7 protein-coding genes are annotated in these 7,078 nt (G+C 74.8%); 6 read left to right on the top strand and 1 reads right to left on the bottom strand.

The features are described 5' to 3' along the window. The 5 genes from VIU94_RS33850 to VIU94_RS33830 form a co-directional block, all read left to right on the top strand. On the top strand, positions 1–357 hold a 357-nt coding region (locus VIU94_RS33850; RefSeq protein WP_331917478.1), incomplete at its 5' end, for a cobalamin biosynthesis protein. Beyond that, on the top strand, positions 354–1,862 hold the full coding sequence (locus VIU94_RS33845; protein WP_331917476.1) for a cobyric acid synthase: 1,509 nt from the start codon (positions 354–356) through the stop codon (positions 1,860–1,862). The genes VIU94_RS33850 and VIU94_RS33845, both read left to right, overlap by 4 nt. A gap of 154 nt (positions 1,863–2,016) precedes the next feature. Next, the gene (locus VIU94_RS33840) at positions 2,017–4,038 is read left to right on the top strand and encodes a putative cobaltochelatase (protein ID WP_331917474.1); all 2,022 of its coding nucleotides are present in this window, start codon (positions 2,017–2,019) and stop codon (positions 4,036–4,038) included. Beyond that, positions 4,038–4,646, top strand: coding sequence for a cob(I)yrinic acid a,c-diamide adenosyltransferase (cobO, locus tag VIU94_RS33835; protein ID WP_331917472.1), 609 nt, complete (start codon positions 4,038–4,040; stop codon positions 4,644–4,646). Before VIU94_RS33840 ends, cobO begins: the two co-directional genes overlap by 1 nt. After that, on the top strand, positions 4,640–6,040 hold the full coding sequence (locus tag VIU94_RS33830; RefSeq protein ID WP_331917470.1) for a cobyrinic acid a,c-diamide synthase CobB: 1,401 nt from the start codon (positions 4,640–4,642) through the stop codon (positions 6,038–6,040). Before cobO ends, VIU94_RS33830 begins: the two co-directional genes overlap by 7 nt. Before the next feature lie 2 nt (positions 6,041–6,042). On the opposite strand, the gene VIU94_RS33825 is transcribed toward VIU94_RS33830, so the two are convergent. Continuing rightward, positions 6,043–6,768, bottom strand: coding sequence for a ZIP family metal transporter (locus VIU94_RS33825; protein ID WP_331917468.1), 726 nt, complete (start codon positions 6,766–6,768; stop codon positions 6,043–6,045). Positions 6,769–6,798: 30 nt separating this feature from the next. On the opposite strand from VIU94_RS33825, the gene VIU94_RS33820 reads away from it, so the two are divergent. After that, on the top strand, positions 6,799–7,078 hold a 280-nt coding region (locus VIU94_RS33820; RefSeq protein ID WP_331917466.1), incomplete at its 3' end, for a cobalamin biosynthesis protein.

The following is a 7,078-nucleotide window of genomic DNA, read 5'->3' as shown; positions in this document are numbered from 1 at the left end:
GACGACGTGGCCGGCTGGCCGGGCGCCCGGCTGACCGCCGCGCTGGGCACCGCCGCCGGCGGCGACCCCCGGGGCGCGGCGTGGGCCTGGCGCACGGACGCGGCAAAGCACCCGAGCCCCAACGCGGGCCCGGTGGAGGCGTCGTTCGCGGGGGCGCTGGGCGTACGGCTCGGGGGGACCCTGTCGTACGGCGGCCGGGTCGAGCACCGGCCGGTCCTGAACGGGGCGGGCCGGGACGTGGAGGTCGCCGACATCGAGCGGGCGGTGAAGCTGTCGCGCCGGGTGACGGCGCTGACGCTCGGGGTCTGCGTGGCCGGACGGGTCGTGGCGGGCGCGATGAAGCGGAGGAAGGCATGAGGGGTGGGGGGCTGCTGGTCGCCGGGACCACGTCCGACGCGGGCAAGAGCGTCGTGACGGCCGGCATCTGCCGCTGGCTGGTTCGCAAGGGCCTGAAGGTGGCGCCGTTCAAGGGGCAGAACATGTCCCTCAACTCCTTCGTGACCCGCGAGGGCGCGGAGATCGGCCGCGCGCAGGCCATGCAGGCGCAGGCGGCGCGGGTCGAGCCGAGCGCGCTGATGAACCCGGTGCTGCTCAAGCCGGGCAGCGACCGCTCCAGCCAGGTCGTCCTGATGGGGAAGCCGGTCGGCGAGCTGAGCGCCCGGGGCTACCACGGGGGGCGGCAGAAGGAGCTGTTCGAGCCGGTCCTCGCCTGCCTGGAGGAGCTGCGGAGCACGTACGACGCGGTGATCTGCGAGGGCGCGGGCAGCCCCGCCGAGATCAACCTGCGGCGCACCGACATCGTCAACATGGGCATCGCGCGGGCTGCGGAGCTGCCCGTGGTGGTGGTCGGCGACATCGACCGGGGCGGCGTGTTCGCCCAGTTCTTCGGCACCACGGCGCTGCTCGCGCCGGAGGACCAGCGGCTGATCGCGGGCTACCTGGTCAACAAGTTCCGGGGCGACGTGACCCTGCTCGAACCCGGGCTCGACATGCTGCTCGGGCTGACCGGGCGGCGTACCTTCGGCGTGCTGCCGTACGCGCACGGGCTCGGCATCGACGAGGAGGACGGCCTGCGGGTGTCGCTGCGCGGCGCGGTCCGCGAGTCGGCCGTCGCGCCGCCGGTCGGCGAGGACGTGCTGCGGGTCGCGGTCTGCGCGATCCCGCTGATGTCGAACTTCACGGACGTGGACGCGCTGGCGGCGGAGCCGGGCGTCGTGGTGCGGTTCGTGGATCGCGCGGAGGAACTGGTCGACGCGGACCTGGTGGTCGTGCCCGGCACCCGCGGGACGGTCAAGGCGCTGGCCTGGTTGCGCGAGCGCGGCCTGGCCGACGCGCTGGTCCGGCGCGCGGCGGAGGGCCGCCCGGTGCTCGGCATCTGCGGCGGCTTCCAGGCACTGTCGGAGCACATCGAGGACGAGGTCGAGTCGAAGGCCGGCAGCGTGCCCGGGCTCGGACTGCTGCCGGTACGGGTCCGGTTCGCCGTCGAGAAGACGCTGGCCCGGCCGGTCGGCGAGGCGCTCGGCGAACGGGTCGAGGGGTACGAGATCCACCACGGCGTGGCGGAGGTGCTCGGCGGGGAGGCGTTCCTGGACGGCTGCCGGGTGGGCGCGGTGTGGGGCACGCACTGGCACGGCTCCCTGGAGAGCGACGGCTTCCGCCGGGCGTTCCTGCGCGAGGTCGCCTCGGCCGCGGGCCGCCGCTTCGTCCCCGCCCCCGACACCAGCTTCGGCGCACTGCGCGAGGAGCAGCTGGACCGCCTCGGCGACCTGATCGAGGAACACGCGGACACGGACGCGCTGCTGCGCCTGATCGAGCAGGGCCCCCCGGCGGACCTGCCGTTCGTCCCGCCGGGGGCGCCGTGAGGCGGCGCACGGGGGACGACAGAGCGGCGGGTCCTCCCGTGGAGGGTCGAGCGCCGTCGGCGGCCGCGGGCCCGGCGGCGCGGCGGACACGCGACATCCGGCCGCTCGGCGGCCGTGGCACACAGCTGAGCGAACTCGAAGGAAGGATCAGCCGATGAGCACCCGCTTTCCGTTCACCGCCGTCGTCGGGATGGACGACCTGCGGCTGGCGTTGCTGCTGAACGCCGTCAGCCCGGCGGTGGGCGGGGTTCTCGTCCGCGGCGAGAAGGGCACCGCCAAGTCGACCGCCGTGCGGGCGCTCTCCGATCTGCTGCCGCCGGTGGCGGTCGTCGCCGGGTGCCGGTTCAGCTGCGACCCGGCCTCGCCCGACCCTGGCTGCCCGGACGGGCCGCACGAGGCCGCGGGTGCGGACGCGCGGCCCGCGCGGATGGTCGAGCTGCCCGTGGGCGCGTCCGAGGACCGCCTCGTCGGCGCGCTCGACATCGAGAAGGCGCTCGCCGACGGCGTGAAGGCCTTCGAGCCGGGGCTGCTCGCCGACGCGCACCGAGGGATTCTGTACGTCGACGAGGTCAACCTCCTCCACGACCATCTCATCGACCTCCTGCTCGACGCCGCCGCCATGGGCTCCTCCTACGTGGAGCGCGAGGGCGTCTCCGTACGGCATGCGGCTCGCTTCCTTCTCGTCGGGACCATGAATCCCGAAGAGGGCGAGCTACGGCCCCAGTTGCTGGACCGGTTCGGGCTGACCGTCGAGGTCGCGGCCTCCCGCGAGCCCGAGCAGCGGGTCGAGGTCGTGCGGCGCCGGCTGGCGTTCGAGGACGACCCGGCCGGGTTCGCCGCCCGCTGGGCGGACGAGGAGGCCGCGCTGCGCGACCGGATCGTCGCCGCGCGCGCCCTGCTGCCGCAGGTGGTGCTCGGCGACGCCGCCCTGCTCCAGATCGCCGCGACCTGCGCCGCGTTCGAGGTCGACGGCATGCGCGCGGACATCGTGATGGCCCGTACCGCGACCGCGCTCGCCGCGTGGGCGGGGCGGACCGACGTGACCTCGGAAGACGTACGGCAGGCCGCGCTGCTCGCGCTTCCGCACCGGCGGCGGCGCAATCCCTTCGACGCGCCCGGCCTCGACGAGGACAAGCTCGACGAGACCCTCGAGCAGTTCAAGGGCGACGACGAGCCCGACGACGACCCGGACCCGCAGGGCCCCGGCGACGGCGGTCCCGACGGCGGAGGCGGAGGCGTGCCGCCGCAGGGCGACGGCCCCGACGCCGCCCCTGAGAGCCCCGCGCCCGACGAGGCCCCCGCGCCCGCTGGGCCCGGTGCCGGTGAGCGGGCCGCGGTCAAGGCCGCCGAGCCGTTCCGTACGAAGATGCTCAGCGTGCCCGGGCTCGGCGAGGGCGCGGCGGGGCGCCGCTCAAGGGCCCGTACCGAGCACGGCAGGACCACCGGCGCGACCCGCCCGCGCGGCGCACTGACCAAGCTCCACCTGACCGCGACCGTGACCGCGGCCGCCCCGCACCAGAAGGCGCGCGGCCGCTCCGGTCCGGGCCTGGTGGTCCGCCGTGACGACCTGCGCCAGGCGACCCGCGAGGGCCGCGAGGGCAACCTCGTCCTGTTCGCCGTCGACGCGTCCGGCTCGATGGCCGCCCGGCAGCGCATGAGCGCGGTCAAGGGCGCCGTCCTGTCGCTGCTCCTCGACGCGTACCAGCGCCGCGACAAGGTCGGCCTGATCACCTTCCGGGGCCGCGAAGCCGAGGTCGCGCTGCCCCCGACCTCGTCCGTGGACGCCGCCGCGGCCCGGCTCGAACAACTGCCGACGGGCGGCCGCACCCCGCTCTCCGCCGGGCTGCTCAAGGCCCACGACGTGCTGCGCGTCGAGCGGCTGCGCGACCCGTCCCGCCGTCCGCTGCTCGTCGTCGTGACCGACGGCCGGGCGACCGGCGGCGGCGCGGACCCGGTGGCGCTCGCCGCCCGCGCCGCGCGGCTGCACGCCGCCGAGGGCACGGCCAGCGTGGTCGTGGACTGCGAGGCCGGGCCGGTCCGGCTCGGCCTCGCCGGGGACCTCGCCCGCGAACTCGGCGGCGCCGCCGTCACCTTGGACGAGCTGCGCGCCGACTCGATCGCCGGGCTCGTCAGGAACGTACAAGCAGAGCACGCCACTGCCAGGAGGGCCGCCTAATGCCGCAGGGACAGCCGACCGTCGTACCCGATGACGGTCTCACCACCCGACAGCGCCGCAACCGAGCGCTGGTGATGGTGCACACCGGCGTCGGCAAGGGGAAGTCGACCGCCGCGTTCGGCATGGCGCTGCGCGCCTGGAACCAGGGCTGGCCGATCGGGGTGTTCCAGTTCGTCAAGTCGGCGAAGTGGAAGGTCGGCGAGGAGAACGCGCTGAAGGCCCTCGGCGAGACCGGCAAGGGCGGCACGGTCACCTGGAACAAGATGGGTGAGGGCTGGTCCTGGATCCAGCGCGAGGTCGCCGAGGGCGAGCAGTCGCACGAGGACAAGGCGCGCGAGGGCTGGGAGCAGGTCAAGCGCGATCTCGCGGCGGAGAAGTACAAGTTCTACGTCCTCGACGAGTTCGCGTACCTGCTGCACTGGGGCTGGATCGACGTCAAGGAGGTCGTCGAGGTGCTGCGCGACCGGCCCGGTCAGCAGCATGTCGTCATCACCGGCCGCAACGCGCCGCAGGAGCTGGTGGACTACGCCGATCTGGTGACCGACATGTCGAAGGTCAAGCACCCGATGGACGCCGGTCAGAAGGGGCAGCGGGGCATCGAGTGGTAGCACGTCTCGTCATCGCCGCGCCCTCGTCCGGCGCGGGCAAGACCACGGTCGCGACCGGCCTGATGGCCGCGTTCGCCGGCCGTGGCCTCGCGGTGTCCCCGCACAAGGTCGGCCCCGACTACATCGACCCGGGCTACCACGCGCTGGCGACCGGCCGCCCGGGCCGCAACCTCGACGCGTTCATGTGCGGTACGGGGCTGATCGCGCCGCTGTTCGCGCACGGGTCGCGCGGCTGCGACCTGGCCGTGGTCGAGGGTGTCATGGGCCTGTACGACGGGGCAGCCGACCAGGGCGAGCTGGCGTCCACGGCGCAGGTGGCGAAGCTGCTGAAGGCGCCGGTGGTGCTGGTCGTGGACGCGTCCTCGCAGTCGCGGTCGGTGGCGGCGCTGGTGCACGGGTTCGCTTCCTGGGACCCGGAGGTGCGGATCGGCGGGGTGATCCTCAACAAGGTCGCCACGGACCGGCACGAGCACCTGCTGCGGGAGGCGCTCGGGGAGTCGGGGGTGCCGGTGATGGGCGTCCTGCGGCGCGCGCCGGCTGTCGCGACGCCGTCGCGGCATCTGGGGCTTGTGCCGGTGGCCGAGCGGCAGGCGGCGGCGGTCGACGCGGTGGCGGCGCAGGCGGAGCAGGTGCTCCAGGGGTGCGACCTGGAGGCGCTGCTGGCGCTTGCCAGGTCCGCGCCTGAGCTCTCCGCCGAGCCCTGGGACCCCGGCATCGCGGCGCGGCTGCACGCCGGAGGGTCGGTTGTGCCCACCCGTTCCGCCCTGCGGAACGATTGCCCACAACCTCGGGTGGCGGTGGCTGGGGGCGCGGCGTTCACGTTCTCGTACGCCGAGCACGCGGAGTTGCTGGAGGCCGCCGGCGCGGAGGTCGTGACGTTCGACCCGCTCCGGGACGAGGCCCTCCCCGAAGGGACCAGCGGGCTCGTCATAGGCGGCGGCTTCCCCGAGATGTACGGCGCCGAGCTGTCAGCGAACGAACCCCTCCGCAAGGCCGTCGCCGAACTCGCCGCCTCGGGCGCGCCGATCGCGGCGGAGTGCGCGGGCCTGCTGTACCTCGCGCGCTCGCTGGACGGGACCCCCATGTGCGGTGTCCTGGACGCCGACGCGCGGATGTCGGAGCGGCTCACGCTCGGCTACCGGGACGCGGTGGCGATCGGCGACAGCGCGCTGGCCGCCGCCGGGACGCGGATGCGCGGGCACGAGTTCCACCGCACGGTCATCGAGCCGGGCGCGGGCGCGACGCCCGCGTGGGGGCTGCGGCAGCCGGAGCGGCGCGTGGAGGGCTTCGTACAGGGCGGTGTGCACGCCAGTTACGTGCACACGCACTGGGCGGCCGTTCCGGAGACGGCGGCCCGGTTCGTGGCCCACTGCAGAGGTGGGGGCGACGCGTGACTTCAGCCCGCCAGGCCCACCACGAGCCAGATGAAGCCCACGCCCGCCACCGTGCACAGCAGGGTGGAGAGCGCGGGGTGTTCGTGGTGGGCCTCGGGCAGGATCTCGGCGGCGGCGAGGTAGAGCAGGGCGCCGCCGAAGAAGCCGAGATAGCCGCCGAGAAGTTCCTCCGGAAGGGTGAACAGCAGGGTGGAGGCCGCGCCGATGACCGGCGCGACCGCGTCCGCGACCAGCATGGCGACGGCCCTGCGGCGGGCGTTCCCGTACAGGCTGGTGATCGTGTACGTGTTGAAGCCGTCGGCGAAGTCGTGGCTGACGACGGCGAGCGCGACGGCGAGGCCCATGCCGCCGCCGACCTGGAAGGCGGCGCCGAGGGCGATGCCGTCCATCAGGCTGTGCACCACCATCGCGGCGGCCGCGGTGAGGCCGACCTGAGGGACCCGCTCGTCGGCCTCCAGTCCGTGCGCCGCCCGGCGGACGGCGAGCACGCGTTCCACAAGGTGGGCGAAGAGGAAGCCGCCGACGAAGAGCAGCAGCGCCTCCGGGACGCCGAAGACCTCCCGGCCGGCGGCGTGCAGCGCCTCCGGCAGCAGGTCGAGTCCGACGACGCCGAGCATCAGGCCTCCGGCCAGGCCGAGGACGAGATGGCGGCGGTCGGTGACGCGCTGCGCCGTCCAGCCGCCGAACAGCGTCATCAGGAACGCGCCGAGCGCGACGAGTACGGCCATGGGGCCTTGCTATCCGATGGACGGCGTCCCGTGCACGACACCGCCCCGGCGGCCCGCGATCTCGTCGCCGGGGTCGGGGCGGGCCGGGGCGTGTCCGTGGACGAGGTGGCGGGTCTGGTCGAGGAGTGCCTGCGGTCGGCCGGGCTGACCGCGCAGCGGCTGGCGGCGCTCGCGACGGTCGCCTCGAAGGCGGACGAGCCGGGCGTCGTCGGCGCGGCGGCGCGCCTGGAACTGCCGGTGCGGGCGTTCGCGGCGGCGGAACTGGCGCGGATCGAGGTGCCGCACCCGTCGGCGGGCGTGGCGGCGGCGA

It is taken from the genome of Streptomyces sp., from assembly GCF_036566765.1.
Lineage (GTDB): Bacteria > Actinomycetota > Actinomycetes > Streptomycetales > Streptomycetaceae > Streptomyces.
Note: the sequence above shows the minus strand (reverse complement) of the source record. Positions and strands in the feature narration are given on the sequence as shown.